We start from the raw sequence: 25,858 nt of genomic DNA, 5'->3' as shown, positions 1-25,858 counted from the left end.
TTGTTTCTATGTTATTAATTGATCTTTATTCGTAAATCATACTATCACTATGCTTCGCCCGGTCTTTTTGTTCATAGTGATCCTGACAGGTATAGGATATGCCTCCGCCCAGGAAGACCTCCAGAAGGTATTCCGGAAGCGGATGGAGCAGCCTGTAGGCGGCACCATGGCCAGTCTGGTACAGAGGATGGCGCGGTCGTTTCTGGGTACACCCTACGTAGCGCATACCCTGGAAGGCAATCCCAAGGAAGTACTGGTGTGTCGGTTCGACGGACTCGATTGTACTACTCTGGTAGAAAACGCCCTAGCCCTGGCCGTAGCCAAGCAGAAAGGCCTTGACTACAGCGGATTTCAGCAGGAACTGACCCAACTCAGGTACCGCGACGGTGTGATCAACGGCTACACGTCGCGACTGCACTACTTTGTGGACTGGCTCCACGAAAATCAGGAGCGGGGCCTGCTGACAGATGTGACCGCGCAACTGGGAGGGGTACCTTACTCGAAGGAAATTCACTTTATGTCCAACCATCCGGACCTGTACCCTACCCTGGAATCCGAGGACCAGTGGGAAAAGGTGAAGGAAATCGAAAAGGACATTAACTCCCGGAAGTACTACTACATCCCTCAGTATTCGATCCGGAAGGTAGAGCCGCTCCTGCGCGACGGCGACATCGTTGGTATAACGTCTTCCATCGAAGGGTTGGATTGCAACCATCAGGGAATCATTACCAAAATCGGTAATCGGGCTTATCTTTTACACGCTTCCACTACTGCCCAGAAAGTAGTACTGAGTACCCAGCCCCTGGCTGAGTACGTCGCTTCTATCAAAAAGCATACGGGTATTATAGTCGCCCGCCTGGCTGAATGATACTTCTGGATCTTTTAAACTTATGGATGTAGCACTTATCAAGGAGTATATTTTTAACAGACCACCGTGGCTGATCTATCTGGTTACGGCCGGGGTGGGGCTGGTAATGGCATGGGGAGTGATTACTCTGATTAAGGTTATCGCCTACAAACGCAGAAACCGAAAGGGGGGTAACATACTCGGGATTATTTCTTCCAATACGACCAGCGTCCTCTACTTCTTTTTTCCGGTACTCCTCCTGGCGGCGGTGTCTTACTACTACCGGGTGTATTTCCCGCGGGACTACTGGTTTTTCCACCTGTTCAAGACCTTGCTCATTGCCATCAGTACCTGGCTGACGGTACGGGTAGTGGCTATATTTGAGAAGGTACTCCTGTTAAATCTCGACCTCAACAACCCGGACAACTACAACGCCCGTCGTGTATATACCAAGGTGCAGTTTATCAGGCGGATAGTCAATATTTTTGTAGTCATTCTCGGAGTATCCATCCTGCTGCTGAGCTTCGAAAGGGTGCGGCAGTACGGGGTGGGTATACTTACCTCCGCTGGTATCGTCAGTGTGATTCTGGGTTTTGCGGCTCAGAAGACCCTCGCTAACCTGCTGGCAGGTATCCAGATAGCCTTTACGCAGCCCATCAAGATCGACGATGCCGTACTGGTAGAGAACGAATGGGGGCATATTGAAGAGATCAACCTGACCTATGTAGTAGTGAAGCTATGGGATCTGCGCAGGCTGGTGCTGCCTATTACGTACTTCATCGAGACTCCTTTTCAGAACTGGACCCGCAACCAGGCCAGTATCATTGGCAATGTACTCCTGTACCTCGACTACCACACACCGGTAGAAAGGCTACGGGAAAAGCTATTCGACCTCGTAAACAACAACTCGCTTTGGGACGGCCAGGTATGCAACCTGCAGGTCATTGATACCCAGGCGCAGTTTATCGTGGTGAGGTGTATCATGTCGGCCCGCAACGCCGGAGATACATTTAACCTCCGCTGCCAGATCCGTGAAAAGCTCATCGAATACATCCGTACTGAGTACCCCGAGTCCCTGCCGGGCTTCCGGATCACCGGAGTGGTGAATGAAGAAATCCTGAAAAATTAAAAGGGGGCTCCCAATCAGGAGCCCCCTTTCCTATGTATTTTATGATTATTCAATCAGCATCATTTGTTCATTGGACTACTTTTATGATTGCTCCCGCGGTATTGTATATCCAGCCTGATCAGTTTGGAAAGTTGAAAAGCACTCCCAGTTTTTTCTGAATCTGGTATTCAAAGTAAAAAGCATCCAGATGAAACAGACTAAGAGACGCCAGCACGACTCCGGGCTCGTCCGCAACCGAGTAGCTCGCTATATAAATAGTCTCGGTCTGGTCGTTGGCAATTGCACAGAACATGCTTATACGTTCGTTCTTCTTTATTCCGTAGTAGCTTACTATCTGGTTGGAGGGATCCTGTAAGTAGTCCAGTACTTGCTCGTAGAACTGCTCATAGGACAATTCGGGTATGTAGGCTAGCCCTACTTTATTGTTTTTTTGTATGGTCAGAAACTGCATTTTAATCTTTGGGTGTTACTAATTAGGAAATGACTACAAATCATCACTTACAGGCTTTTCGTAAACCCCAATATTACTTATAGTCAGCACCTGGTGCGGAACAATGGGTAAGAGGAATGGCTCAAGGCAGCTTGTTCGGAAATGCAATAGTTGGATCGGATCGTGAGACATCACAACCCATTCGGTACTTGCTCTAGAGGTTTAATTCATAACCTGACAGTTTAGCTCTTTACAGTTACAAATTACCTAAAGCGCCGTTAAAGGGGAATTAAGACCGAATTAAAAACCAGTTAAATTAAGGGGAGCCTGATGGTGAAGGTACTTCCGGCCCCTGGTCGGGAGGTTATATCTATTTGCCCCTGGTGAATATCAATGATGCGTTTAACAAGCACTAAACTTAAACCATCGCTATGAGTGTCCTGGGCGGCTGATTCGCCGTAAAAGGTAGTCAACTGCTGCGGCAGCTGTTCTTCACTACCTACGCCCTGATGCTGAAAATGTACCCTAATGGTATCAGTTCCAACTTCCAAAAGTACCTCCACTCTATGGTTGTCCGAATACTTACAGGCATTATCCGTCAATTTGGTGAAGGCAGTACGCAGTAGGATTTCGTTTCCTATAACCTGAAGATCTTCTTCATTATCCGGCATATTTTCAAACTGGATCTCTACTTTATATTCCGGATTCTTATTCAATACTTGGGCCTGAGCCTCCCATAGTATCTCATCAATTCTAACTTTATGTAAGGCAGTTGAAGTACCAGAATCAGCGCGTGCTAACTCCAGAAGGCTGTTCACTACATCGTTCAGATTCCTGACTTCATTCAGAACGCGCGTGAGTGACTCCTGATAAGCTTCTGGTGATCGTTCTTTAAGTAGTGTCACCTCCAACTCACCCATGATCACAGCCAGCGGAGTTCGCAATTCATGCGAGGCATAAGATACGAAGTTCTTTTGTGCAATGACTGCCAATTCGAACCGGTTAAACTTAGGCATCTTTTTTAACTTGACAGTTCAATTGTCCAAAGTTGCAAATAACCTAAGGGCCGTTAAAAGGGAATTAAGACCAGATTAAAAACCAGTTAAAATAAAGGGAGTTTGACGGTGAAGGTACTTCCGGTACCTGGCTGGGAAGTTATATGTATCTGTCCCTGGTGAATATCTATGATACGTTTGACGAGTGCCAACCCTATACCATATCCGGGGGTATTCTGGGCAGTGGAGCCCCTGTAAAACGTATTAAATAGCTGCGGTAGCTGTTCCTCACTTATTCCTACGCCCTGATCCTGAAAATGTATACTCAAGGTATCTGCTCCTACTTCCAGAAGTACCTCTACCCTATGATTGCCGGAGTACTTACAGGCATTGTCCATCAGATTGGTGAAGGCAGTACGCAGTAACGTTTCGTCTCCCATGAGCTGAAGCTCTTCTACATTATCCGGGATTTTTTCGTACCGGATCTCTACTTTATACTCCGGATTTTTATGCAGTACCTGGGCCTGAGAGTCCCATAGTACCTCATCAATCCTGACTTTCTGAAATGTACCAGAAGTTCCCGATTCGGCTCGTGCCAGTTCCAGAAGGCCATTTACTACATCGTTTAGATTTCTAACTTCGTTAAGAACCCGCGTAAGAGACTCCTCATAGGCCGCTGGTGATCGTTCTTTCAGTAGCGTCACCTCCACTTCACCCATAATCACAGCCAGGGGAGTACGTAATTCATGGGAAGCATGAGACACGAAATTCTTTTGAGCGGTAAAGGCCTGTTCGAGCCGGTTGAGCATGAGATTAAATGTCTGTGCCAGATCAGATAATTCATCCTTTTGCGGCCCTATTGTTAGCCGCTTATTCAGATTCCCGGCGGAGATGTTATTGACCTGATTGGTAATATCCGCAACAGGCTTGAACACATCTCTCGCAAACAGCCACCCCGCAAAGCTTACCAGTATCAGGCTGATCAGCCAGCCAATAGCCAGTACATCACGTAAGCGGTCATGCCTATTGAGTACATTCAGTTCCGAAGCATACGCCACCACCCAGGGCGGTTGATTGGGCTGATGAACATACCTGATCAAAATTATCTCCAGATCTCCCTGCCTTACCTTCACATCGAGCCCATCCCGTACCTGTGCCAGTAACTGGCTGGTAATGGGCAACGGTTCATCGCTGCTGTCAAAAATAACTTCATCTTTACTATCGAACACTTTAATGTGTTCACTCAGCAGCATACTACCAAGGATTTTGTTGACGTCTTCCTTATCTGCATCGGGTACCTGATTGGTGGATTTAAGCTGCTGAGCGATTGTAATAGCTCTTTTTTTGAAGTAGGACAGAATCTGCTGCTCCCTGTCCAGATCATAATAATAGTAACTCCCTATACGGGAAATGAGCATGATAGAGGCAACTATCAAGGTAAAAATCAGTGTCAGGCGGACTTTTACGTTCATTCTTCCTTGAATATATAGCCCATGCCTACTACAGTATGAATAAGCTTTGAAGGAAAATCCTTATCAACTTTTTTGCGCAGAAAGTTGATATATACATCTATGACATTGGTGCCGGTGTCAAAATGGATATCCCATACTTTCTCGGCTATCTCGATCCGTGATACTACCCGGTTGCGGTTTCGCATCAGGTACTCCAGCAGCGCAAACTCCTTAGCCGTCAGGTCTATCTGCTTTCCTCCTCTACGGGCTATGCGCTCGTCCAGATTCAGCTCCAGATCCGAAATTCTTAACATATGTACCTTCCCCTCGGTCACCGATCCGCGTCTGGTAAGTGCTTTTAGTCTGGCCAGAAACTCCCTGAACTCAAATGGCTTCACCAGGTAGTCGTCCGCCCCCGAATCAAAGCCCTGCAGCTTATCCTCCACCGTCCCCAGCGCTGTCAGCATCAGGATGGGCGTAGTGATCCCCTCCTGGCGGAGTTGCTCGGTCAGATCAAAGCCGTTGATAACCGGCAGGTTTATATCCATGACAATGATATCATACGGATTGGACATCGCCAGCGACTTCCCCATGCGTCCGTCGTAGGCCACCTCTACTTCCCAGGTTTGCTCTTCAAGACCTCTTTGAATAAAACTAGCCAGCTTGGGCTCATCTTCAACAACAAGTACTCTCATAATTGCTTGTTAGACAGGAATCGGCCAAAAATATAAAAAAGGCGCTCTGACTTCAATGTATTTGATAGGAAGTTGTAACTATCAGGAAGGCTTACAGGTATAAAAGCAGAGTACTACACACGTCTTCAACTAGTTACCAATCATCAAATTTTAACCAGTAGAAGAATAAAATCAGGGTGCTGCCATTGAGGCTGGATAGAAAACAAAAAAGCCACCCGAGAACTCGAGTGGCTTTCCGACATATATCCACACCATTAAAAGAACAGCCTAGGACGGCTGAACTTATCTTGAATGCAAAGTTGGAAAATTTTAATTACAATTAAACAAAATGATCTTAAAATTTGATTAAAAATCATCAAAGTCGTCATCAAAATTGCTGCTATCCCTGAAATTATTGAAATCATCATCGGCAGGTACGCTGAGTGTCAGCGCCTTCTTCAGCAAGGCGATCTGACCGGCGTGGTAGAGGTCATGCTGGATAAGCCCGTGAATCATGGTATAATAGGTGTAGTCACGTCCGGGTACAATATCTTCCAGGAACATATCACTCGCCTTTTTCTCAATTTCACTGATCAGCTCTTCCTGCGAAAGGCTCAGCTCCATCTGTAGGGTCTCCCACTCGATCTCATCCACAATGGGGAATGTCTTCCAGTTCTTTTCCTTTGTTTTGATATCAAAGGCCGCATCGCCCTGTAGCTTCCGTACCACAAAGATGCGCCAGGTGGTCATGTGGAAGACGATCTCAGCGATGGAGTGGGTATTGTGGGTCAACTTGGCCTCCGCCATGCGGGGCGATACGCCTCGTAGTACCTCCACCACCGACGGTCCGTGCCAGGCCTGCTCACTTTCGTACGTATCGTTCAGGAGATCTATAATGCGCAGAATTTCTTCTTTAGTATCCATAATCGTAGCGTTCACTCGGTAATAATTTGACAAATATACGTACAGCGTATACTATTTAAAAGTAAATAACCGTTCCTTCTCCTTATGCCCGTCTTTCTCAGCCCGTCATACAGGTTGATTTTCTCCTACCTGCTGTTCATAGGTACGGGCTGTTGCCTACCTGACCATACACCCTTTTTATGTACTTTTTGTGCAGGATGAGTAGTCAGTTTTGCAGCCTTGCGTGTTGTCTTGTATATTTACAACATTATTATACTTAACAGATCATGAAGGTAACGAATATACGTTTTGTAACGCTGGCGGTTATTGTACTGGCTGCGGCACTTTGCCGACTGGTTCCCCATCCATTCAACTTCACTCCTATCGGTGCCATGGCACTATTTGGCGGTGCTTACTTCACCCGTAAGGCATGGGCTTTTGTGGTACCTCTGCTGGCTATGCTGGTGAGTGACCTGATCCTGGGCTTCCATAGCTCCATGTGGGCTGTGTATGGCTCATTTATCCTGATCGTGGTGCTGGGTATGGTACTGCTTCGCAAGATCACCGTGGGTCGGATTCTGGCTGCCTCTACGCTCTCGTCAGTACTGTTCTTCCTGATCACCAATTTTGCGGTATGGATGCACCCGGGCAGTCTCTATCCTAAGACATTCATGGGGCTTATCGCCAGCTACGTAGCGGGTCTGCAGTTTTACCAGCAGGATATTTTTGGTAACCTGTTCCTGAATACGGTAATGGGGGATCTGTTCTTTACTACCCTGATGGTGGGATGCTTTGAGTGGCTGAAAACCAAAGCTCCGGCACTTGATACTGTTGAAGCTTAATTCAACAGATTTGACATAAAAGTAAGAGGCAACCGGTGTACCGGTTGCCTCTTACTTTTTGTATACTTTCAGTTCGTTGTAGCCGCTTTTGGGGCAGGGCTCCCGCAGGTACCTGACATCCGGCAGTACGCCAAGTACCAACTCGGCCGTAGTATATATCAGATTGCCGTCCAGCAGGTGCCCGCCAATGGTACGCCCGGTAGAGTCAGAAACGGAGGCGTGGAGGTGCGAACCATGTACCGACAAGGTACCTACCAGCGAAACTATCTCGAAGTGGCCCCGGTAGTACTCTCCCTGTTCCTGATTGGCCAGGCGCAGGTGTACCTGGGTAAGGCTGCCTACCCCTGTCACGATAAAACCGGCTTCGATATGATTGGCTGTGATAAAAGCGTGCAGCGACTTTTTGAGATCATCACCGGGCTCGAGACGTAACGAATAGACCTGCATGTTCGTACTGGCAACCGGTGCCTGGGCCATGGCTTCTAAAAAATAACTAGTGTGTACTATCAGTAGGATAATCCCGGGAAATTGTCGCATACTTAATGGGGAACAAAAACAGCTTTAGGCTTTACCTTTTTGCGAGGTATTCCTCCTCCCTTCTGGAGCTGCAGATTATGTTCAAAAAATTCAAGGGCTCGTTGGATACTTTTACTACGTATAGCCGTGAAGTACGGCTTCCGCCCTTTGTGCTGGACCAGGCGGGCGTCGAGCTTGTAGATGGTTCCTTCGGGAAAACAGGTAATAACTTTCCGATCACACCGTACCTTCAGCTCACACGGAACATACTGTCCTTCAATGGTTTTGAGGACCGGTAGGCGTGTACGAGGATCAAGTGTCATCTTGGCGAATACATCCAGAAAGATCCGTTTGTCAAATTCTGGCAAATGATCAACCAGGGATAGTTGCATGTATAGAGGGGTTATCCATGCAAAATTTAAGCAAAATTCTAAAAAAACAAGCACCAAAGCGTTAAAAATACAATTTTTGGGCGGCGCGAAAGGTATTGCAGTGACCTTCCACGATATGGGAGATACGGGGCGAATACCCTCCTCCCATAGATACTACTACCGGTATATCGTACTGCTGACAGGTAGTAAATACAAACTCATCCCGCTGCCGACACCCATCCGGACTGACCTTCAGGTGTCCCAACTTGTCAGTACCCAGTATATCCACGCCCGAAATATAAAAGGCAAAGTCGGGCTGGTGCTCCTCAAACAGTCGCGGCAGGGTCTGCCTCAGGACGGCGAGGTACTCCTCATCACCGGTACCGGTAGGTAGCGGTATATCCAGGTCCGATTGCTCCTTGTGCAGTGGGTAGTTGTCTTTCCCGTGCATGGAGAATGTGAATACCCTGGGCTCCTGCTGAAAGATGGCGGCCGTACCATTGCCCTGGTGCACATCCAGATCAATGATCAGGATGCGCTGGGCTAGCCCCTGCTTGAGCAGGTAGTTGGAGGCGATGGCCACGTCATTCAACAAACAAAAGCCCTCGCCCTTATCGGCATAGGCGTGGTGGGTACCTCCGGCTACGTTCATGGCGACGCCGTACTGGCGGGCGTATCCACAGCAGTCTACCGTCCCCTGCGCAATAATGATCTCCCGCTTTACCAATTGCTCTGACAGCGGAAAGCCGATCCTGCGGACCATCCTGGGGCTCAGTCGCTGGTGCTTGAGGTCTTCCCAGTAGGTGGCATCGTGAATGTCTGTAATCCATTTCTCGTCCAGCTCGTCCGGACAGAAAAAGTTGTCGGGTGTACAGGTACCTTCGTAGATGAGCTGCTCATGTATCAGCTCGTACTTAATCATGGGGAAGCGGTGCCCTTCGGGTAAAGGATGGCTATAAATCGGGCAAAAAGCGATTCTGAGCATTGATCTGAGGGTAAATTAAGAACTTGGCACAACCTTTTTGCTGTACGATAGGTCATGTACACACACTACTATTCCAAAAAACACATAAAGTAAGCCAATGTTAAAAGACAATGAGAACAGCCCGGTAGTACTGATCACCGGAGGCGCCCAGGGAATTGGCCGTGTAGTCACCGAACGCCTCCATCACGAAGGGTACCGGGTTTCTGTTCTGGAGTACGATCGGGAAGCGATTGAGGAGTGGAAAAATAGCTTCCTGCCCGACGGTATTCACCTGTACCAGGGCAGCGTAGCCATTGAAAAAGAGGTAAAAGCCTGGATCGAAAAAACAGCTACTGAAGTAGGCAGCCCTAGTTACCTCATCAACAACGCGGCCATTTCGGCTAATAAACCCATCCATGAATTAGAACTAGATGAGTGGAAGGCCGTCATCGATACTAATCTGACGGGTACTTTTCTATGCGCCAAGTATGCTGCTCCCTACCTGCAGGAGCAGTCGGGTAGTATTATCAATATGTGTTCAACCAGAGCTTTCATGTCCGAAGCAGATACCGAGGCTTACTCAGCCTCCAAGGGTGGTATTTACTCTCTGACGCATGCCTTGGCTATTAGCCTGGGACCCAAAGTGAGGGTCAATACCATTAGCCCCGGCTGGATCGAAGTATCGTCCATCCGGAAGAGTGCAGCGGCCCAGGAGTTACACCTGACCGAAGCCGATCACGAGCAGCATCCAGCCGGGAGGGTTGGACGTGCGGAGGATATTGCCAATATGATCATATTCCTGCTTGATGACCGCAATAGTTTCATAACGGGCCAGAACTTCATGGTGGATGGAGGAATGACCCGTAAAATGATTTACGTATGATATTCGTTATTAATAACAACAACTGTTTTAACAATTATAGTCATGACCTTTAAAACATCCTTTCTTGCTATACTACTAGGGGCCTCTTTGCTGGCCGCCTGTAATAATGACCCACTAAGTGATTTATCTGTCGAAGAATCGCAGGTATTTATAACTAACCGCAACAAGACGGCCGACTTCAACCAGTATAAAACATTCAGTATTGTGGACTCGGTGATTGTACTAGGCAACCGGGGCACGGGTACTTCCCTGTCGGATGTAGACATGCAGGTACTCAACCGTGTGGTCGCTAATATGCAGCAACTGGGCTACCGGTACGTCAATCCCAAAGACAGTCCAGACCTGGGTATCAACGTAGCCCAGATTCGTAACAGCTACCTCAACGTAGTGTCTCAGCCCATGTCCCCTTACCTGGGCAACTACTGGGGCGGCGGATTTTATGGTGGAGGCTTAGGTGGCTGGGGGTACGGGTATCCCTCCTACTATACCTACTACCAGGTCAACGAAAACTACTGGTACCTGGAAATGGTGGACTTCAAAAATCCTGACCGAGCTAACCAGAAGCTGAACGTAGTATGGAGTGCCGAAATACGGGGTGCCGGTCTTTTTGATGTTCAGCAAGTCAGTAACGTCATTGATTCGGTATTCAAACAATCAGCCTATTTAGGCTCGAACTAAAAGTCACTATTTTTAAAACTGTAAACACGAATGAGAAAATATATTTCAGTAATGGCGCTGGTACTATTCGTATCGGCTCAGGTACTAGCCCAGCAGGGATCTAACCTGTACGATCTGCCATCTCCCTACGAGCGATACACCCACTACCTGGCTACGGCCCGGGTTACCGCGGCTGTTCCTATTGGTGCGTTTGCCGATAACTATATAGACAGATCTTCCGCACAGAACTACTCTCTGTCACTGGAATGGATACTCCGCAGCAACCTTTCAGTTGGAGGTGAAGTCGGCAAAAACTTTTTCCAGCAGCGCCTGCCCCGGCAGATGTATCAGTTGGGCGAACAGGAAGTGTCGGCCGTGCAGACCCGCACCCTTACCCAGTATCCGATCCAGGGATTTGTCAACTACCACTTTGCCGGCTCGGGCGCAATGGTTCGTCCTTACGTACATCTGAGTGCCGGAGGTAGTTTTGTTGACTACACCTTATACTGGGGCAACCTGGCGGACCAGCAGCAAAAGTTTGCGTTTACCTACGGAGTTGGGGCAGGTACCAAGGTACTATTCAAGCGTGACGGTTCGGTTGGAATGGACTTACGGGTCAAATATACCCAGACGCCCTACAACTACGATTACATAACCAGCGGCATTTCGGCTCTTAATGGCTCCATTGGATTATTTTATCGCTGGTGGTAACAGATTGATTCGTAAATTCAGCCTGTTAACTAATCAGGAAGTACATCTAATCTCAACATTTTGTCGGTTATACGATTGTCAAGAACAACCCTACTTTGGTTAAGTACTTTACTGGCGATTGGTGTTTTGGGTGGATCATGGGTGTGGTATCGCTATGGTCCATCCGACTCCCGTCGCTATCAGTATATACCTCCTGAGCTTCCGGTAGCTCGTACCCTGTCCACTACTTCTGCCGTATGTGACCTGGAGGTAAGGCGCTATAAGCAAATTGGCAGTGAACTACAGTTTGAGCTTTACGCCAGCCAGTCGGGACTGGCTCCTTTTACCGTTGAAATCACCCAGCGGGGCAAAACTCAGCGCTTCCCGTCCATGCCCAACCGGATGGGGGTTTGGCTGACTCTTCCTACCGTAAATCTGGCCAGTGGTGCCGCCACGGTTATGATCAAGAGTGATGGCAAGCCGGGCTGCCAAACTACGGCTTCAATCAACTACGACGCCAATATGGCTGCGAGTGCGCTGAACCCCTCCAGGTGGATCCGGCACGGCAGTAAGGATAGCTGGCTGGATGTCCGGCCGGAGATCAGAGGCAATAAGTTGTACCTGAAAGACTTCGCCAACTACAACGACGGCCGTACCAGGGTCTATCTTATTGATAATATCATCGTTAAGGATCTGGACAAAGGTATTGAAGTAAAACCCGGGTACCTGTACTCGATAGTCACTTGCTGGATTGATGCCCCCTACTCCGAATGGTGGAATCACCTCCGGTTCAGGAGTATCCGGCAGCAAAACGTATGGATAGCCAATAATGCCATCGCTACCTCTACGCCCCAGTCAGCAGCGTTGCGCAAGGTAGACATCCCGTCGTGGTTTAGCCCTTCCCGTACTTTCAATGTACAGTTTGATACTAAGTTTCCGGAGTTTGATCCCATACCGGGTAAGTTTGCCATGCAGTACCGGCTCAATGCCGACGTACCGGCACAGAACTACCTGAAGCGTGGTGTTACTCACCTGCCCCGCTGGGAAGAAAGTACTGTACCTTACGCCAGACAACACTGGACCGAAGGCCCCAGCTTTTTCCATGATAAAGACCAGGCCTGGTTTGGCAGTCTTACCAAGCAGCAGGTAGAGGAATTTGCGGATCGCATCACGCCACTTAATGTATATGCCTTCGACTTTGAGTTCTGGCATCAGATCTATACGCCGGAAGTAAAGCAGCGGCTAATCTGGTTTGCCCGGCGACTCAAGGAGCGCAATCCTTCCCTCAACATGTTTGACTACTGGGGCGGATCGGCCTACCATAACAAAAACTTCTGGAGTAGTTCGGGCATCAAACCCGGTGAATTTGTCAAGGATTATCAGAATCCTACGGCCAATCATACCAACTTTGATAAGCTACCCAATGGGGAGTCGCTGGGAGATTATATGAATATCACGCACGTGGATATTTACCCCAAGGCGTTCTTCTATACCAATGAAGACAATAACACGCCTACCAACTACCTCGTGCTGTCGGCCCTGCATACGTCGCGCATCAACAAGAAGATTCCATTCCAGAAAAATAATAAGGTAGTATGGTTTGGCTGGAACCGCTATATGCCCCTGTACAAAGACCCTGTTAACCCCTGGCACGTACAGACCAACGACCCCAACGGTGAGCTGGTCGTTACGGATCTGATCACTATGCCGGCTAGTCAGGCTCTTGGTTTCTCACTATTCTCCCTGATCACCAGCGACGGCTATTACCTATGGCATGATTCGCAGCCGTACGGAAGAGGCACTACTAACTACTCGTATGATTCTAACCGAGGGATGGAGTGGTACCCGGCAGATGGCCGCTCGGGAACAGAAACATTCAGGAGAAAACCTAATACACCCGAATCGCCCCGTTACTGGGATTATCCGACGGAGTACTTTGTGCTGGGTAACTGGATGGCCAAGCAGGTAGAGGATATCATTGTGGGAGGTACCATTCAGGACCTGGCCTATAAGGCGGATGGACAGTGGCAGCAGCCGCGTCCCGAGCAGGTAGCTTTGTCAGCTATGCGAAAAGATCCGTTTGTGACCTCGGTTGTCAAAGGCAATAAGATAGCAGTACTGGCCATCGATAGTTTTCAGGAGCCACACCAAAACCGCCAGGTGCAGATCAGGCTACCCAATGGAAAAGAAACTACCATACAGTTGTACGGAAACTGGCCGTCGCTGTACCGGGGGGAGTTATAGTTAATAACATCATTGAAGAATATACAAAAAAGAGGGCTCACCCGGTACATTGGGTGAGCCCTCTTTTTTGTAATATGTCTTTCCAGACCTATATCCCTGTCATATCTACAATCCCCTCATCTGTTGTATTATGTTCGGCTCTTTCCAGCTGCGAAGCGTCATAGGTTTCGGTAGTGGTACCTTCGTAGCTTCCTACTCTTCTCTCCGGATCCACTGCCATGGGCTCGCAGGTAGCGCGTCCTTCGTCAGAGATCTCTAATACACGCATGGTAGGACCGCCGGTTTTTACTCGTACTAATTCGCCAACTTTGATATTATCCGGGTTTTGTGACATAGCTGTTATTGGTTTATAGATGTATTAAATGATATACACTTTAAAGGGTCGCTTTGTTAGCCAGCTCTACTCTGTTTGGCGGGAGGTGCTGCCCTCCTGCTTAATCAGTGTAGGTATGGCATCGTACGTTCTGGTAGAATCAGGCAATGGACTTGCCTCTACTGACTGGGTGGATGGTGCCTGTAGAAAGCTTACTACCAGGTAAGCCATACAATGATACAGGACTATCACACACAATAGCATCAGGGGAATCTTCCACTTTTCACGAAGTATCATTAATTTTTTAAGGGCTTAGGTTTATGGTGTGAAGCAGCTAACAACTCTCCCATACCGCTAAAAAACTATGCGAGTCCAGTTGGCAGAGAACCGGCACCTGCGTGGCATTATTGTTTTTTATGTACATACGATTTCGGTGTATGTCCACACCATTTCAAGACATATACAGTGAAAACTGGCCTTACCTCCGGGTAGGGCCTTTTTTGTTAAATCCACACCTATCCCTAATAATCGTAGACCATACTCCACACTTTTGTCACTGCGGGTTGCGGAGAATATTCCACATCAACATTGCGTATATGTAATATATTTTTCATATTTGTTACGATTTAAAGTTTATTATGGTGTAAATAATGTATCTCACCCGTGCTGCAATCAGTACGGGTGACTTTCAAGAACACCATGTACCTACAGGTAGTATCACTGGCACAGAACTGATTACCTATACAACCCATAAAGCTTACCTATCCAGGAGTAATAAAAAACGCCCTCCCCAGATACTGGAGAGGGCGTTACCTTTTCAACCGGATGGAATAGTTATTTAAGAATAACTCCCGTATACCTTTACATATTATCCACACCATTATAGATATTTCCATGCAGAAGGACCTGGTTTACTAATCAGGTCCTTCTGCATGTGGAATAACTGATCCGGCCTCCCCTGGTGTCATCCCAATACAAGAGTTTTCAGTGCCTCCACCTCCTGGTCTAGTAGTACTACCGGCTTAGTTTCTAGTCTGGGAAGCCTGCACCAGCGCGACATACTGCTGCCAGAGTATTCGCTGATTGGCGACTGACTCCACATCCTGTACCTTAGTCAACCTTTCCAGAATATTACCCATCAGCGGAGCCATCCGTACCGACGCGCCTATTGGGTGAAGCCCTGACTGCAGGCAGTCTAGAAACGTGTCCTGGTCCTGGGGCTTTACTTCATCCAGCAGGTGGCGGTTGCGTTCAAAGTCATCCGGACTGGCTACTTCCTGCACACGTTCAACAAATGTCTTACTCATATACTTTGGAGGGAGAAAAAAAGGGGGTCTACTCCGTAACCATCAGCGGAAAACAGCGACGTCGCAGAGCCAGCACGTTCGGCACTACCTGCTTTTCCTGCAAGTGCTGGTACAGATCGAGTATCTGCTTGACGAGCATACGACATTCGGTATCTGACATGGTTAGGATGGAATGCACCATGCGGTCAAGCAGCTTATCCTCAAAGGTACGAAATCTTGCCTCCTGCTGGGTAAGCTTCTCCATAATTAGCTCCCAATCCGGACGAAGCGACTCCGGAAAAACCACGGGATCGATGTGCAGAAATCCAGGGGCTCTGCTGAGCAGCATGGCCCGGGGCGCCTCCCTGAAACGGGAAATACCGGCTGCCAAATTAGCAAATTCGGCTAGTTCAAACTTTTGAATATTTTTCATGGCTTGTTAACAGGAGTTTACCGGGGCTTTGGCACTTTAATTGGTATCAGTTATCAAGGCTACCCCAGCTCTGTCCTTTTATTTCTTAAAATGACTCAGCAACCCGCTGACAGATAGAAATTTTGTGACAGGCGGATAAAATATAGGACAAAGGGTAGTCAGGATAAATGAGCAGACAGTCTGACTTTACCAAGTAATACATCTTAGCTAAAGACTTTTAGTCATTAAACTACATGGGTATAAAACTCCTTTTTCTGCTCGTCAGCCTGCTATTAGGCTATTGCTCCCTGGCTCAGACAGCTAGTCAGTCAGCAGGTGATTCCTTATCAAGCTGCGATCTGGTGATCCTGTCCTACGAGCAGAAAGACCATAACCTGGAACTGGATATCCATGCCTCAGAGGGTGGTTTGATCCCGTTTGATGTAGAGCTAAGCCAGGGAGAGGTAAGCTGGACCTGGAAAAACATGCACCACCAGTCACACCGGAGGTTCACTATTCCCAACATCACCACCGCCGGAACCGCCACCGTAAAACTCATTTCAGTAGGCAAACCCGGATGTTTTGCTACGCATACCGTACAGCTGAAGTCGACAGCCCATTTACCTCCCCCACCCAACTGTACCTTGTTCTTACGCGGCTACCGTCAGCTCCAGCAATCGCTTGAGCTGGACTTACATCAGCAACCAGCTAATAAAGCCCGCTACGATATAGTCCTGACTCAGGGGGAGAGCGAGTGGTCCTGGCGTAATGTTACCTATAAGGGTCGTAAACCCATCCGACTACCCAACCTGGCTACCACTGCCGGACCCGCTACCTTACAGATCACGCCCAGAGACGCCCCGGCCTGTCAGGTACAGCAAAGGGTAACGATCAGGGAAGATAACGCCAACCACAGCAAGGCGGGCCTGAGTAACCACACCGGGCGGATGATCCTGATGAATACCACAGCATGGGGGTTTGACCGGCAGGACGAAACCGGCATTGCTGAGCCCTGGCGCAGACGCGCCGAAGCATTTAACAGCCTCACCTACCAGGGGCAGCCGTTCCAGGCGGTGGACGGGCTCCGCCTGCTGGTACGCTGGTACGATTACGAGCCAAAGGAAGGTCAGTACAACGACAAGGCACTTCTGGCTGCCCTCAACTGGTGCAAGGCCAATAATCTGAAGCTGGCTATTTGCTTCTGGCCCTTCCGGCTGCAGGATGATCATTTCCTGCCCGAGTCGGAATGGACCCGCGGTATGCTGGGTACTCCCTTTACGTTTGAAAACAACCTTTGCCAGCCCGACCTGTACTCCCGGCTCGGGCGCGAAAAGCTCCAGCGGGCTATCCGGCACATGAGTCAGGTACTGGCGCCTTATGCCAGCGACCTGGTGTACATGAGCATGGCCTACGGAGATACCGAAGAGTACTTCTCCCCCGGCATTACAAAGACCAACCCCTGGCGCTGGACGGAGGTAACCGGCTACTCAGAGGCCAATAAAGTAGCCTGGAAAGAATTTGCTCAGTCCAAAGGGCTGGGTACCATTGCGCCCCCGGTACCTGATCCGTCCGAAATGCCCTGGAGCACCCGTACCCTCTGGACCCAGACCCGCGAAGGAAGAGCCTGGTACCAGTTCATGACCAAAGGACTCAGGGAGTTCCATGTCAACTTCCGGGATGCCGTCAAGGCAGGCAGTAACGGTAAGATCAGGGTAGCGGGTTTCTATGCCGATGCCGGCGGAGAGCAGTCGGCCTGGTACATGAGCTATAACCTTAAAGCTATCTTTGAGGGCTGTGATGTGATATACAGCAGCGAAGGAGAGAGCGTTTCACTCGACCGCAAGCTCATGGCCACCGATGTGAATGCCGGTACATTTTCGGGAGCTCTCAATGCCATTGAGTTTGATCCGCACGACTTGTCCGTTCAGGGTGGACATGAGCCCGGACAGCCTCTCAGCTCCGACGTCCTGACCAACTACGGGGGTAGCTTCTTCCGCCGGGGCGGCTCTATTCTGCACCTGGCTATGGCTTTCAGTTACGGGGATATTGGCCCTAACCATATTCCGGATCTGGCTCGCGGACTGTACTACCTGCGCAAAGAGATGATTGAAAAAGAACCAGAGCCTCTTCCCTCGGAAACCATAACGGTCCCACTTGAAAACCCCGAAGGGGATCAGTTCTATAACAAGTGGCACAGAGCCGGTGGAAGCCTCAACAGGCAGGTAAAAATTATTCAGGATGACCTGCCCTTCTGGAAGTAGATAAGGCAATGCAGAAAGGTACTTGCTAACTGGCTTGTACAGCCTCAGTACTCAAGCCTAACCAGGAAACTGTCGACTGGGCTAAGTACGTACTCAATCAATTATCTGAGAAACCGGTTCGGTTCAGTCCCGGAAAGTCAATGACTACGATCAGAGAGTTGATCTCCTCTTTCAGGGTAATAATTCTTCTATGCAGCTGCTCAATATCCTCCTGGGAGGTACCACCGTCCAGCGCTTTTCTGTACTTTAACTGAAGACCGTGCAAATCATACCGCTTGTTGTCAAGCATTATCTGTCTGTCGGAGTTGGGCCCCATGGGATGAGTTGATTGAAGTGAACAGAAGCAAATATCTCAAAAAGGACGGCAAAAGAAAAAGCCCATTTAGCGTTTGTCGAATAAATTTATTTACCTGTTATCATAGTACTTCTGATAGTCAGCCCGTTGGTTCACCTGCTTCCGGTGCACCTTAGGAGGCAAAAAATCCGGCTAGCTCTAATCATTTCGGACTCCATGTAGTTTAGAGCCTGTAACCATCTTTTTAAAAATGAATTTAGCAGGTAATACAATTCTGATCACAGGAGGAGCTTCGGGTATCGGACTGGCCCTGGCCGAACGATTTTTACAGGCAGGCAGCGAGGTCATCATATGTGGTCGCCGGGAAGATAAATTACAGGAAGCCCGGCAAATGTACCCTACCCTTCACACGCGTGTATGCGACCTAGCGCAGGAATCCGAGCGCGTTAGCCTTGTACAATGGGTTTGTCAGGAGTTTCCGCACCTGAATGTAGTGATCAACAATGCTGGTATCCAAAAACGTACCCAGCTGATCAATACGCAGGAAGAGTGGACGGCCCACCAGCAGGAGATTGCTATTAATCTGGAGGCACCGATTCACCTGTCTATGCTCTCTATTCCACTGCTGCGTCAGCAGCCCAATGCAGTACTCATCAACATCACATCAGGGCTGGCTTTTGCCCCGGCGGCTTTCGCGCCTATTTATAGTGCCACCAAAGCGGCTCTTCACTCATTTACGCTGTCATTGCGCCACCAGCTACTTCCAATAGGGATTCAGGTAGTAGAGATAGCGCCGCCAGCGGTTAATACGGATTTGGGTGGACCGGGGCTGCATACGTTTGGGGCTCCTCTGGATGACTTTGCCGATGCGGTCATGCAGCGCCTGCAGGCGGGTGAACTTGAAATTGGCTATGGTACGTCCGAAATAGTCCGTAACGCTTCCCGGGCCGAACTGAACGAGGCTTTTAGCCGGATCAATAGCAGGTAGGACACGCGAGGCCACCTATTCGAGGCGCAGCAGAAATCCTACTTCCTCGAGTTGCATCAGGATCTCTACGTGGCCATACCCCTTTATTTCAGCCCGGTCGTACAGGCGTATCCTACTTGATAGGGTCTCGAGGTACTTATCCATCTTTTTCTTCCGATCATAGGGAGATGAATTTTTTAAGTTTTCAAGAATCTCCTGTGGAGAGTCTCCCGTTATGATTTTACCTTTTGTGGTCAGGAACTTCATTAAGCTACCGTTTTGTCATGCCAGCATCTATTAACCGCTTGTCTATGCTTTTGTTTGAAGTTTTTGGAAGGAAAGTAGGTAAGAAATAGGCCCTTTAGAATACAGAAGTGAAGCTTTTTGAACGGAAAGTAGTGAGAATGAGTAGGTGTAGGCAGACAAAATAAAAACACGAAAGCCCCGCATTTCTGCGGGGCTTCGTGACCCATAGGGGAATCGAACCCCTGTTTCAACCGTGAAAGGGTCGTGTCCTAACCGCTAGACGAATGGGCCGACTGGTCTCCTACTTCGTTTGCCTTGAAGGGCACTCCTTAGTTGGTTTCGTTTCCATTTCCCGGAATCGAGGTGCAAATATGGGGGGTCTATTTTTATTATGCAAGCCTTCTCTGAAAATTTATTTCTTAAATATTACCAAAAAGACCAGACCCGGCACCTACCTTTTTGACAATCAACCAACTACTTTTTAAGCAATACCAGGCTTGTTCTGCATTTTGATACTCCCCTCCCATTTGCTCCTGCTACTTAAGATAGTTCACTCCGGGGACAAGCACTCAGTGATAGGTATATTTGCCGCCCCTTTTGCTTATTTAGAAACAAATAATGAATATTTACCCCTTCTTCCCTACTTTACGATTTACTTGATGATTAAAAACGTCCTGATTATTGACGATGACGAAACATCCATTTTTGTTACCAAGCGTCGGATACTAAAATCAGATTTTGCAGCAAATGTACTTACCCCGGGGTATGGTGTTTCAGCCATACCTTACTTTGAAGAGCTCATTGCTTCTGGCGACCAGGAGGTCCCGGAACTGGTATTCCTGGATCTGAACATGCCATTTTTGAACGGCTGGAAATTTCTGGACGTGTTCGTTCAGCACTTTCTTCCTTTACTGCCTACTATTCATATATGCGTACTATCTTCCCTGAACCCAAGTGAAGAAGTCAAGGCTACCATTCCTCCCTGTGTTATTGCCTTTATCAATAAACCTCTTGCTGCGCAGGATCTGGAAAACCTAAAAAAACATGAGTGTCTGAGTCCGTACTTTTCGGAGGTGGTATAGTCATCATTGACAGGCTTACTGACGGGGAAGCAGGCTATGCAGTAGCTTCTTCGATCTAAGGCACATAATTTTGTAGTATCGATCTCCCATGTGTAGGTATGGCAAAAAAAATCTCTGCTGAACCGTCAGCAGAGATTATCAAAATAAATAGTGTGAATATAGTTAGATCATAATATCCTTAAATACCATTATTGATAAATTAAGTGTCTCAACTTTTATAAAGTTAAATAACTTAACCCACGTACTACGTAGCCTAAAATTAGTTTGTCGCCTTGAACTTCATGAGCAAACCCGGACCGTAATACAGTACATAATACGTATCGGCGTTGGCATTGCTCAATAAAATATCGACTGGTGTGATGGCGGGTGAATATAAACTCATGGCCGGATCTTCACCACTGGCAATGCGTCCGGGAGTCGAAAAGCCAAACTCCGTCACAAGCGTTTTACCACTAGGCATTAATAATATGTCGGTTAGGCCCGAAAAGCCATCTTTGTAGAGGGTTACTGTACCCGTAGTACTCAACTTATAGATTTTTGAGAGCCCTGCCGGAAATGGAAAGCCAGTTAGGGTGCTAACCAGAAAATCGGTTCCGTTGTATACAATGCCTGTCGGTACAGCATCGGATGTTGGCGGCCCTACGGTTGGAAAACTAGGATTAGGAACATCGGGAAACGTAGCGAAAATACTCAGACTACCATCAATTTTCTTTCGACGCACTACCGCATTGCCCCCCGCATCAACAATATACAAATCGCCGTCGGGACCGAACGTAAGATTGTATGGATTTGAATCAGGAGCGTCGGGCGCATTAGGGTGAGCCGCCCGAACAAACGTACCAATGTCTTCACTCATTAAGGAACCAGCGTCTACGGCAGGCGTTGTACCGGGCACAAAACCCGATACGTCGGCTATGTACAATTTGTCTACCGTAGCGTGCAGGATGTATAATTTCCCGTTGTCATACAGCAAGTGGTTTAGTCCTTCGGGGGAGCCTTCCGGACTCATGATGGATGGAAAACCGGTAATGACAGGATAGATCGCCCCTGAGGGAGTGATAATCGAAACCTGTCCATCGTTTGCGGTTCCGCTACCGGCTTCGGTTACCCACACATTACCTTTTGGGTCTTCGGTGATTCCAATGGGAAACTTGAGCCCGGAAGCCAACGGGGGGCCTTGTACGGGCTCCAGCTTTGTGGCAGCCGGAAACTGGTGATCCGTTAGGGTACAGCCTGCTAATCCAAAGAGGAAAAGGCTAACCAGCATAAAGGGCTGAAAGAAGCGGAAAATAGTGTGATTGGTAGTCATAATGAAAGGGAAATGGAGTGGTTATTAAGTATGGTTTGAATAGAATTACAAAAGATCCTGGGTAGAGGGTATTGCAGAGTGTGCCCTACTCATCCTTTTTTGATGGCATAGCCACCGTAGAGAATATTCATATCGGAGTCCTCGACCAGACGGAAATTCTTTCCTAACTCCACAAAGGTCCACTCGCCTTTTACCCGTTTTCTGAGAAAGCTCAGCATTTTGGGAATGGATATGTTAGGTTTGGAGCCTACATGTTCTTTCCATTCCAGTCCATGGGTTTGCAGAAGCGCCTTGATCTCATCGGGCCGGATAAACATGTTCCAGACATGCAGGTTGGGAGGCATAAATGCCCAGCGTTTCCATTCCTGCCAGATTTTTATGGCAACCAACTTGCTTATAAAGGTCCGGTTGATGGTGTCGTAGATAAATACACCATTTGGCTTGAGTACCCTGGAAATTTCGGATATTACCTTAGGCAGATCCTCAACATGCTCAAGAACATCACAACAAAACACGACATCAAAAGAAGCATCAGGATAGGGAATATGCTCGCCCGAACCTGTTTCGTACCGAATGTCGAGTCTTTCGGACCTGGCATGATTACGAGCCGTATGGATCGACTCTTCTGCCGGGTCAATTCCGGTGGTAGCGAATCCCATCCTGCGGATTTCTTCGGTGAGTATACCTCCTCCACAACCTACTTCAAGCGCAGACTGGTCAGTAGCGCGGATGCGTAGTTTTTGTATTACTTCCCTGGCATAGCCAACCCGCCAGGGATTGACTGACGTTTTCAGAATATGTAATACCGTGTCAGGCTTCCACCATATGTCGCCTTCCTTTTTGTAGACATCGTTGTCTATCTGGCTATATACTTCGGCTGTAACCTTTTCCATAGTTCCGTTATGTTAAGTTGGTTTGTTTTGATGTGTGTGATGGGGCAATAGCTGAGGTACCGGTTTATCCTCAGGTTGAAAACAGATTCGTAAATCTATTAGGAGTGGTGGCTGAAGCAGGTGGACACCTGTTCCGAAAAGGTGGATTATTGTTCCGTCTAAGTTAAAAGGTGGAAATTATCCTATAAAATGACTCGTTCAATAGCTGGGAGCCATCAAATGGAGCAACTAGGGACTCAGTGAATCAATCCAGAAGGGATAATCGGCTTCATTAAGGGGAGCCAGGCGACCAGCAGCTTTGGAAGCAGTGCTGCAGCCCTATGTCAATCAGATAGGAGTTGAAAATACGAACAGATTAAAAAAGATCATTACGGTACTTGCGGGTATAGAGCCACTGAGTGCCAACAAGAATGTCAACGGCCTTAGCAACGAAGGCTCTAATGAGCTGTTGCAATGGGGGGTAGAAATGATTCTGCAGGGGCTTGGGTTATATGAGGAATAAGCTCCGAAAGGCATGCTCTTTACTAGTTAGTGTAGCCACAGGGTTCTACCTGCAGGCTACACTTTTCGATTTATTCCCTGAGAAGTACCTACGCTAATGCTTTGCGACAGTTAATCAATGGAGATAAGATCAATCTTGAAGATGAGAATCGAATTAGCCGGTATCCCCTGTTGAGCTTGTGACCCATAAGCCAGACTGGGTGGTAAATACAACGTGATACTTCCACCGGGACTAATCAGGGAAATGCCCTGCTGCCAGCCGAGGATGAGCCCGGATAAATTGAAGCTTACATCATCGGCGGTTTCAAAAGTACTTCCATTTGTCAGCGTACCCATATAGTTAACCGTCACATCAGAACATAGAGCGGGTTTGGCTCCTGTGCCCGGGGAATGAATGGTGTAATAGAAACCCCTTTCGTCAGCCGTGGCATTGATACCTGACGTATCGATATGTTGTTTCAGAGCAGCTACTTCACTCTGAGGTGCCTTTGTGGTTGGGATAGGCAGGTCACAATCAGCCGGATCCCCTTTCTGGCAGCTGGTAGCTATGAACATCCAGGTAAGTAGTAGTAGTCCGTTCTTTTTCATTCCCATAGTTGTAGTTGATGTTAATAAAGTAGTCATACCTGGTTTTAACCATCGGGATAGATGATGGTTTGCCTGTAGTAGTTTGATCATAGAATTAAGCCCCCTGAACGCTGCTCTTGTGAAATAACTGAAAAGTGGCACCGTAACAAAACAAGGAACCCTCTAAGCCGTTAGCTTAGAGGGGCTTGCTCGCACAGTGCGTGACTCATAGGGGAATCAAGCCCCTGTTTCAACCGTGAAAGGGTCGTGTCCTAACCGCTAGACGAATAGGCCGACTGGTCTCCTACTTCGTTTGCCTTGAAGGGCACTCCTTAGTTGGTTTCGCTTCCTTTTCCTGGAATCGTGGTGCACGATTGCAGGGTTAAATTTTATTATGCAAGAAATCGATAAATAAATTTTAACCTTATTTAATGAGGGAGCATGATTGGATGATTGCATGATACTAATAAAAGAAGGCGGCTCCAAGGCCGCCTTCTACTAAAGTCAAACAGCACCCATTCAAACAGCATCCTTGTTATTTACAATGTCCAGGACCTATTTTTCCTTCGTTGTATTTAGTTAGAGTTTCCACCAATGAGCTGGTAGTACTTGGTGATACTTTATCTTTAAGAATATTTTTACTACCTATCAATTTATCCGCATCACTCATACACTTAGTGATGGCAGTTGGATTGGCTCCATTAGCTATGTTTAGCTTTGCCGCAATGAGCTGATGTGCTAATGAAATCAAACCATTACCGGCAACAGATGTATTGAGTATTTTTATCAGATCTGCATTTGTATAGTAGTTAGATCCTAGGTACAAACCTTTTACCGGCCAAACACTTGTATGATTCTTCCAATACCCCTGAGTATAAGTACACTGCTTAGGATTGTACTTCGTTACACAAAACCCGATGTTATCAATTGCACCGGAGCCATTCAGCGTTACTACCATTTTGGTTACCCCTATAGCACCTGTAAAGGTAATTAGCTTTACACCATTATCACCTGTACTTGGGAGTGCTACAGTAGCCCCAATTTGCATATTCGCAGCATCATAAAACTTAACATTAGCCCCTACTTCGCCCCCCTCCACATCTATCAGATTCATGGAGTAAATGTTAACTCCACCGAATGTCGAAAAGTTGAGCTCAAGACGAGTATTGGCCAGGGCAGCATCATCGGGGGTCGATGAATTAGGATTCTCCTGAACAATGAGGATGTTGTTTAACTTAGTAGTATTGCCAGGGCCATAACCAGGGGTCTGTAGATCAGGATCTTCGACTGTTTTTTTGTTTGAGTCAAATATAGTTGCAGCATTTACAGTTGGAAATTTGGGGTTGTATCCAAGTACACCTACAACTCCACTTGTGGTAGTAACGGTTGAGATTCTGGTACCATGGGCTAAGCCCTCAAATGTAATTGTTTCGCAAGCATTAGGGGTGGTTGTGGCAGTTCGAGCCCCTTTGGTAGCTGTCAGATCTGACTGATCTGTGTTTACATCAAGATTAGTGTTTTGACAATTCCACAGGAATGCCCCAACCATGGTGATTACCACGGCCTTGAAGATTTTTTTCATAATAATAAGTGAGTATAGTGAACGTATAGTAAAAAATAATTTACTAGTGCATAGTAAAGCATTTATACAAACAGGCGAAACTTTTTTATATAAATTTTTATAGAAATTTATCAAATGGTACTATTTATGACAGTTAGTCATCATTTTATAAAACGGTTGACTTAGAGGCAATAGTTGAGGGCAACTATTTAGAAGGATCTATTATATTATACTTAGACGATGAAACCAGCAGAACTTCAATACCAGATACATTAACTAGGTATTAACAAACAACCTATTTCTAATACCGTCTGTATCTCTTAATTGTGAAAGAGCTTTGTATAATTAGATAAATAGGAAAGATTGAAATTATAGTTCGATAAGTAGCAATAAAGGAATAGTCTAGCAATGAGGATAATGTATTGAGAGTAGCTTAAAAACACGAAAGCCCCGCATTTCTGCGGGGCTTCGTGACCCATAGGGGAATCGAACCCCTGTTTCAACCGTGAAAGGGTCGTGTCCTAACCGCTAGACGAATGGGCCGGCTGGTCTCCTACTTCGTTTGCCTT

Annotated in this window: 28 protein-coding genes and 3 tRNA genes; 11 read left to right on the top strand and 20 right to left on the bottom strand. The window is 47.5% G+C overall.

Annotation, left to right across the window (positions count from 1 at the left end):
* The first annotated feature begins 49 nt into the window (after positions 1-49).
* Together JTN23_RS12160 and JTN23_RS12155 are read left to right on the top strand one after the other, a co-directional pair.
* On the top strand, positions 50-868 hold the full coding sequence (locus JTN23_RS12160) for an N-acetylmuramoyl-L-alanine amidase-like domain-containing protein (protein WP_247235101.1): 819 nt from the start codon (positions 50-52) through the stop codon (positions 866-868).
* Between the two features lie 22 nt (positions 869-890).
* Entirely contained in the window at positions 891-1,976 is a 1,086-nt protein-coding gene (locus tag JTN23_RS12155) for a mechanosensitive ion channel family protein (protein WP_247235100.1), read from the top strand.
* Between the two features lie 118 nt (positions 1,977-2,094).
* On the opposite strand, the gene JTN23_RS12150 is transcribed toward JTN23_RS12155, so the two are convergent.
* The 5 genes from JTN23_RS12150 to JTN23_RS12130 form a co-directional block, all read right to left on the bottom strand.
* Positions 2,095-2,427, bottom strand: coding sequence for a hypothetical protein (locus JTN23_RS12150; RefSeq protein WP_247235099.1), 333 nt, complete (start codon positions 2,425-2,427; stop codon positions 2,095-2,097).
* Positions 2,428-2,717: 290 nt separating this feature from the next.
* The gene (locus JTN23_RS12145) at positions 2,718-3,422 is read right to left on the bottom strand and encodes a sensor histidine kinase (RefSeq protein WP_247235098.1); all 705 of its coding nucleotides are present in this window, start codon (positions 3,420-3,422) and stop codon (positions 2,718-2,720) included.
* Between the two features lie 86 nt (positions 3,423-3,508).
* Positions 3,509-4,819, bottom strand: a complete 1,311-nt coding sequence (locus tag JTN23_RS12140) for a HAMP domain-containing sensor histidine kinase (protein WP_247235097.1) — start codon at positions 4,817-4,819, stop codon at positions 3,509-3,511.
* 50 nt (positions 4,820-4,869) lie between these two features.
* Complete coding sequence (locus tag JTN23_RS12135; RefSeq protein WP_247235096.1) at positions 4,870-5,547, bottom strand: response regulator; 678 nt, start codon at positions 5,545-5,547, stop codon at positions 4,870-4,872.
* Positions 5,548-5,892: 345 nt separating this feature from the next.
* Complete coding sequence (locus tag JTN23_RS12130) at positions 5,893-6,450, bottom strand: DinB family protein (RefSeq protein WP_247235206.1); 558 nt, start codon at positions 6,448-6,450, stop codon at positions 5,893-5,895.
* A 266-nt stretch (positions 6,451-6,716) separates the two neighbouring features.
* Between JTN23_RS12130 and JTN23_RS12125 the strand changes: the two genes are divergently transcribed.
* Positions 6,717-7,271: a DUF6580 family putative transport protein gene (locus tag JTN23_RS12125; RefSeq protein WP_247235095.1), complete on the top strand. Its 555-nt coding sequence runs from the start codon at positions 6,717-6,719 to the stop codon at positions 7,269-7,271.
* Positions 7,272-7,322: 51 nt separating this feature from the next.
* On the opposite strand, the gene JTN23_RS12120 is transcribed toward JTN23_RS12125, so the two are convergent.
* The 3 genes from JTN23_RS12120 to JTN23_RS12110 all read right to left on the bottom strand — a co-directional run bounded on the left by JTN23_RS12120 (position 7,323) and on the right by JTN23_RS12110 (position 9,143).
* Positions 7,323-7,748 carry a PPC domain-containing DNA-binding protein gene (locus tag JTN23_RS12120; protein WP_247235094.1) on the bottom strand — a complete coding sequence of 142 codons (426 nt, stop codon included), beginning with the start codon at positions 7,746-7,748 and terminating at the stop codon, positions 7,323-7,325.
* Between the two features lie 62 nt (positions 7,749-7,810).
* The gene (locus JTN23_RS12115) at positions 7,811-8,179 is read right to left on the bottom strand and encodes a hypothetical protein (protein WP_247235093.1); all 369 of its coding nucleotides are present in this window, start codon (positions 8,177-8,179) and stop codon (positions 7,811-7,813) included.
* A 61-nt stretch (positions 8,180-8,240) separates the two neighbouring features.
* The gene (locus JTN23_RS12110) at positions 8,241-9,143 is read right to left on the bottom strand and encodes a histone deacetylase family protein (RefSeq protein WP_247235092.1); all 903 of its coding nucleotides are present in this window, start codon (positions 9,141-9,143) and stop codon (positions 8,241-8,243) included.
* 97 nt (positions 9,144-9,240) lie between these two features.
* Between JTN23_RS12110 and JTN23_RS12105 the strand changes: the two genes are divergently transcribed.
* From JTN23_RS12105 to JTN23_RS12090, 4 genes are all read left to right on the top strand, one after another.
* The gene (locus JTN23_RS12105) at positions 9,241-10,005 is read left to right on the top strand and encodes an SDR family oxidoreductase (RefSeq protein WP_247235091.1); all 765 of its coding nucleotides are present in this window, start codon (positions 9,241-9,243) and stop codon (positions 10,003-10,005) included.
* A gap of 42 nt (positions 10,006-10,047) precedes the next feature.
* Complete coding sequence (locus JTN23_RS12100; protein WP_247235089.1) at positions 10,048-10,683, top strand: DUF4136 domain-containing protein; 636 nt, start codon at positions 10,048-10,050, stop codon at positions 10,681-10,683.
* A 30-nt stretch (positions 10,684-10,713) separates the two neighbouring features.
* On the top strand, positions 10,714-11,373 hold the full coding sequence (locus JTN23_RS12095; protein ID WP_247235088.1) for a hypothetical protein: 660 nt from the start codon (positions 10,714-10,716) through the stop codon (positions 11,371-11,373).
* 75 nt (positions 11,374-11,448) lie between these two features.
* Complete coding sequence (locus JTN23_RS12090) at positions 11,449-13,596, top strand: hypothetical protein (RefSeq protein ID WP_247235087.1); 2,148 nt, start codon at positions 11,449-11,451, stop codon at positions 13,594-13,596.
* An 88-nt stretch (positions 13,597-13,684) separates the two neighbouring features.
* On the opposite strand, the gene JTN23_RS12085 is transcribed toward JTN23_RS12090, so the two are convergent.
* The 3 genes from JTN23_RS12085 to JTN23_RS12075 form a co-directional block, all read right to left on the bottom strand.
* Positions 13,685-13,930, bottom strand: coding sequence for a hypothetical protein (locus tag JTN23_RS12085; protein WP_247235086.1), 246 nt, complete (start codon positions 13,928-13,930; stop codon positions 13,685-13,687).
* Positions 13,931-14,931: 1,001 nt separating this feature from the next.
* The gene (locus tag JTN23_RS12080) at positions 14,932-15,216 is read right to left on the bottom strand and encodes a hypothetical protein (protein WP_247235085.1); all 285 of its coding nucleotides are present in this window, start codon (positions 15,214-15,216) and stop codon (positions 14,932-14,934) included.
* Between the two features lie 28 nt (positions 15,217-15,244).
* Positions 15,245-15,628 (bottom strand): hypothetical protein, encoded by a 384-nt coding sequence (locus JTN23_RS12075; RefSeq protein ID WP_247235084.1) that lies wholly within the window; start codon positions 15,626-15,628, stop codon positions 15,245-15,247.
* Positions 15,629-15,861: 233 nt separating this feature from the next.
* On the opposite strand from JTN23_RS12075, the gene JTN23_RS12070 reads away from it, so the two are divergent.
* The gene (locus JTN23_RS12070) at positions 15,862-17,868 is read left to right on the top strand and encodes a hypothetical protein (RefSeq protein ID WP_247235083.1); all 2,007 of its coding nucleotides are present in this window, start codon (positions 15,862-15,864) and stop codon (positions 17,866-17,868) included.
* A gap of 97 nt (positions 17,869-17,965) precedes the next feature.
* Here JTN23_RS12070 and JTN23_RS12065 read toward each other — a convergent pair whose 3' ends face one another.
* Positions 17,966-18,184, bottom strand: coding sequence for a hypothetical protein (locus JTN23_RS12065; RefSeq protein WP_247235082.1), 219 nt, complete (start codon positions 18,182-18,184; stop codon positions 17,966-17,968).
* A gap of 229 nt (positions 18,185-18,413) precedes the next feature.
* Between JTN23_RS12065 and JTN23_RS12060 the strand changes: the two genes are divergently transcribed.
* Positions 18,414-19,151 (top strand): SDR family oxidoreductase, encoded by a 738-nt coding sequence (locus tag JTN23_RS12060; RefSeq protein WP_247235081.1) that lies wholly within the window; start codon positions 18,414-18,416, stop codon positions 19,149-19,151.
* A gap of 15 nt (positions 19,152-19,166) precedes the next feature.
* Here JTN23_RS12060 and JTN23_RS12055 read toward each other — a convergent pair whose 3' ends face one another.
* The gene (locus JTN23_RS12055) at positions 19,167-19,397 is read right to left on the bottom strand and encodes a hypothetical protein (RefSeq protein ID WP_247235080.1); all 231 of its coding nucleotides are present in this window, start codon (positions 19,395-19,397) and stop codon (positions 19,167-19,169) included.
* A gap of 198 nt (positions 19,398-19,595) precedes the next feature.
* Positions 19,596-19,667 (bottom strand) — tRNA-Glu (locus tag JTN23_RS12050).
* Positions 19,668-20,035: 368 nt separating this feature from the next.
* On the opposite strand from JTN23_RS12050, the gene JTN23_RS12045 reads away from it, so the two are divergent.
* Entirely contained in the window at positions 20,036-20,458 is a 423-nt protein-coding gene (locus JTN23_RS12045) for a response regulator (protein ID WP_247235078.1), read from the top strand.
* A 259-nt stretch (positions 20,459-20,717) separates the two neighbouring features.
* On the opposite strand, the gene JTN23_RS12040 is transcribed toward JTN23_RS12045, so the two are convergent.
* A complete protein-coding gene (locus JTN23_RS12040) occupies positions 20,718-21,767 on the bottom strand; it encodes a ScyD/ScyE family protein (protein ID WP_247235077.1) in 1,050 nt (349 codons plus the stop codon).
* Positions 21,768-21,856: 89 nt separating this feature from the next.
* Positions 21,857-22,660, bottom strand: a complete 804-nt coding sequence (gene ubiG, locus JTN23_RS12035; RefSeq protein WP_247235076.1) for a bifunctional 2-polyprenyl-6-hydroxyphenol methylase/3-demethylubiquinol 3-O-methyltransferase UbiG — start codon at positions 22,658-22,660, stop codon at positions 21,857-21,859.
* A gap of 298 nt (positions 22,661-22,958) precedes the next feature.
* Between ubiG and JTN23_RS12030 the strand changes: the two genes are divergently transcribed.
* On the top strand, positions 22,959-23,162 hold the full coding sequence (locus JTN23_RS12030) for a hypothetical protein (protein ID WP_247235075.1): 204 nt from the start codon (positions 22,959-22,961) through the stop codon (positions 23,160-23,162).
* A gap of 110 nt (positions 23,163-23,272) precedes the next feature.
* Here the strand turns inward: JTN23_RS12030 and JTN23_RS12025 are convergent, their stop codons facing one another.
* From JTN23_RS12025 to JTN23_RS12010, 4 genes are all read right to left on the bottom strand, one after another.
* Entirely contained in the window at positions 23,273-23,749 is a 477-nt protein-coding gene (locus JTN23_RS12025) for an FKBP-type peptidyl-prolyl cis-trans isomerase (protein ID WP_247235074.1), read from the bottom strand.
* A gap of 201 nt (positions 23,750-23,950) precedes the next feature.
* Positions 23,951-24,022, bottom strand: a tRNA-Glu gene (locus JTN23_RS12020).
* A 241-nt stretch (positions 24,023-24,263) separates the two neighbouring features.
* On the bottom strand, positions 24,264-25,310 hold the full coding sequence (locus JTN23_RS12015; RefSeq protein WP_247235073.1) for a hypothetical protein: 1,047 nt from the start codon (positions 25,308-25,310) through the stop codon (positions 24,264-24,266).
* Between the two features lie 450 nt (positions 25,311-25,760).
* Positions 25,761-25,832: transfer RNA gene (locus JTN23_RS12010), tRNA-Glu, on the bottom strand.
* Between the last annotated feature and the right edge of the window lie 26 nt (positions 25,833-25,858).

It is taken from the genome of Telluribacter roseus, assembly GCF_017355915.2.
Classification (GTDB): domain Bacteria; phylum Bacteroidota; class Bacteroidia; order Cytophagales; family Spirosomataceae; genus Telluribacter.
Note: the sequence above shows the minus strand (reverse complement) of the source record. Positions and strands in the feature narration are given on the sequence as shown.

Bases quoted from the DNA above. Each gene is read 5' to 3' on its own strand.
- JTN23_RS12160 (WP_247235101.1), top strand. From the start codon at position 50: ATGCTTCGCCCGGTCTTTTTGTTCATAGTGATCCTGACAGGTATAGGA.
- JTN23_RS12155 (WP_247235100.1), top strand. From the start codon at position 891: ATGGATGTAGCACTTATCAAGGAGTATATTTTTAACAGACCACCGTGG.
- JTN23_RS12150 (WP_247235099.1), bottom strand. From the start codon at position 2,427: ATGCAGTTTCTGACCATACAAAAAAACAATAAAGTAGGGCTAGCCTAC.
- JTN23_RS12145 (WP_247235098.1), bottom strand. From the start codon at position 3,422: ATGCCTAAGTTTAACCGGTTCGAATTGGCAGTCATTGCACAAAAGAAC.
- JTN23_RS12140 (WP_247235097.1), bottom strand. From the start codon at position 4,819: ATGCTCATTTCCCGTATAGGGAGTTACTATTATTATGATCTGGACAGG.
- JTN23_RS12135 (WP_247235096.1), bottom strand. From the start codon at position 5,547: ATGAGAGTACTTGTTGTTGAAGATGAGCCCAAGCTGGCTAGTTTTATT.
- JTN23_RS12130 (WP_247235206.1), bottom strand. From the start codon at position 6,450: ATGGATACTAAAGAAGAAATTCTGCGCATTATAGATCTCCTGAACGAT.
- JTN23_RS12125 (WP_247235095.1), top strand. From the start codon at position 6,717: ATGAAGGTAACGAATATACGTTTTGTAACGCTGGCGGTTATTGTACTG.
- JTN23_RS12120 (WP_247235094.1), bottom strand. From the start codon at position 7,748: ATGGCCCAGGCACCGGTTGCCAGTACGAACATGCAGGTCTATTCGTTA.
- JTN23_RS12115 (WP_247235093.1), bottom strand. From the start codon at position 8,179: ATGCAACTATCCCTGGTTGATCATTTGCCAGAATTTGACAAACGGATC.
- JTN23_RS12110 (WP_247235092.1), bottom strand. From the start codon at position 9,143: ATGCTCAGAATCGCTTTTTGCCCGATTTATAGCCATCCTTTACCCGAA.
- JTN23_RS12105 (WP_247235091.1), top strand. From the start codon at position 9,241: ATGTTAAAAGACAATGAGAACAGCCCGGTAGTACTGATCACCGGAGGC.
- JTN23_RS12100 (WP_247235089.1), top strand. From the start codon at position 10,048: ATGACCTTTAAAACATCCTTTCTTGCTATACTACTAGGGGCCTCTTTG.
- JTN23_RS12095 (WP_247235088.1), top strand. From the start codon at position 10,714: ATGAGAAAATATATTTCAGTAATGGCGCTGGTACTATTCGTATCGGCT.
- JTN23_RS12085 (WP_247235086.1), bottom strand. From the start codon at position 13,930: ATGTCACAAAACCCGGATAATATCAAAGTTGGCGAATTAGTACGAGTA.
- JTN23_RS12080 (WP_247235085.1), bottom strand. From the start codon at position 15,216: ATGAGTAAGACATTTGTTGAACGTGTGCAGGAAGTAGCCAGTCCGGAT.
- JTN23_RS12075 (WP_247235084.1), bottom strand. From the start codon at position 15,628: ATGAAAAATATTCAAAAGTTTGAACTAGCCGAATTTGCTAATTTGGCA.
- JTN23_RS12070 (WP_247235083.1), top strand. From the start codon at position 15,862: ATGGGTATAAAACTCCTTTTTCTGCTCGTCAGCCTGCTATTAGGCTAT.
- JTN23_RS12065 (WP_247235082.1), bottom strand. From the start codon at position 18,184: ATGGGGCCCAACTCCGACAGACAGATAATGCTTGACAACAAGCGGTAT.
- JTN23_RS12060 (WP_247235081.1), top strand. From the start codon at position 18,414: ATGAATTTAGCAGGTAATACAATTCTGATCACAGGAGGAGCTTCGGGT.
- JTN23_RS12055 (WP_247235080.1), bottom strand. From the start codon at position 19,397: ATGAAGTTCCTGACCACAAAAGGTAAAATCATAACGGGAGACTCTCCA.
- JTN23_RS12045 (WP_247235078.1), top strand. From the start codon at position 20,036: ATGATTAAAAACGTCCTGATTATTGACGATGACGAAACATCCATTTTT.
- JTN23_RS12040 (WP_247235077.1), bottom strand. From the start codon at position 21,767: ATGACTACCAATCACACTATTTTCCGCTTCTTTCAGCCCTTTATGCTG.
- ubiG (WP_247235076.1), bottom strand. From the start codon at position 22,660: ATGGAAAAGGTTACAGCCGAAGTATATAGCCAGATAGACAACGATGTC.
- JTN23_RS12025 (WP_247235074.1), bottom strand. From the start codon at position 23,749: ATGAAAAAGAACGGACTACTACTACTTACCTGGATGTTCATAGCTACC.
- JTN23_RS12015 (WP_247235073.1), bottom strand. From the start codon at position 25,310: ATGAAAAAAATCTTCAAGGCCGTGGTAATCACCATGGTTGGGGCATTC.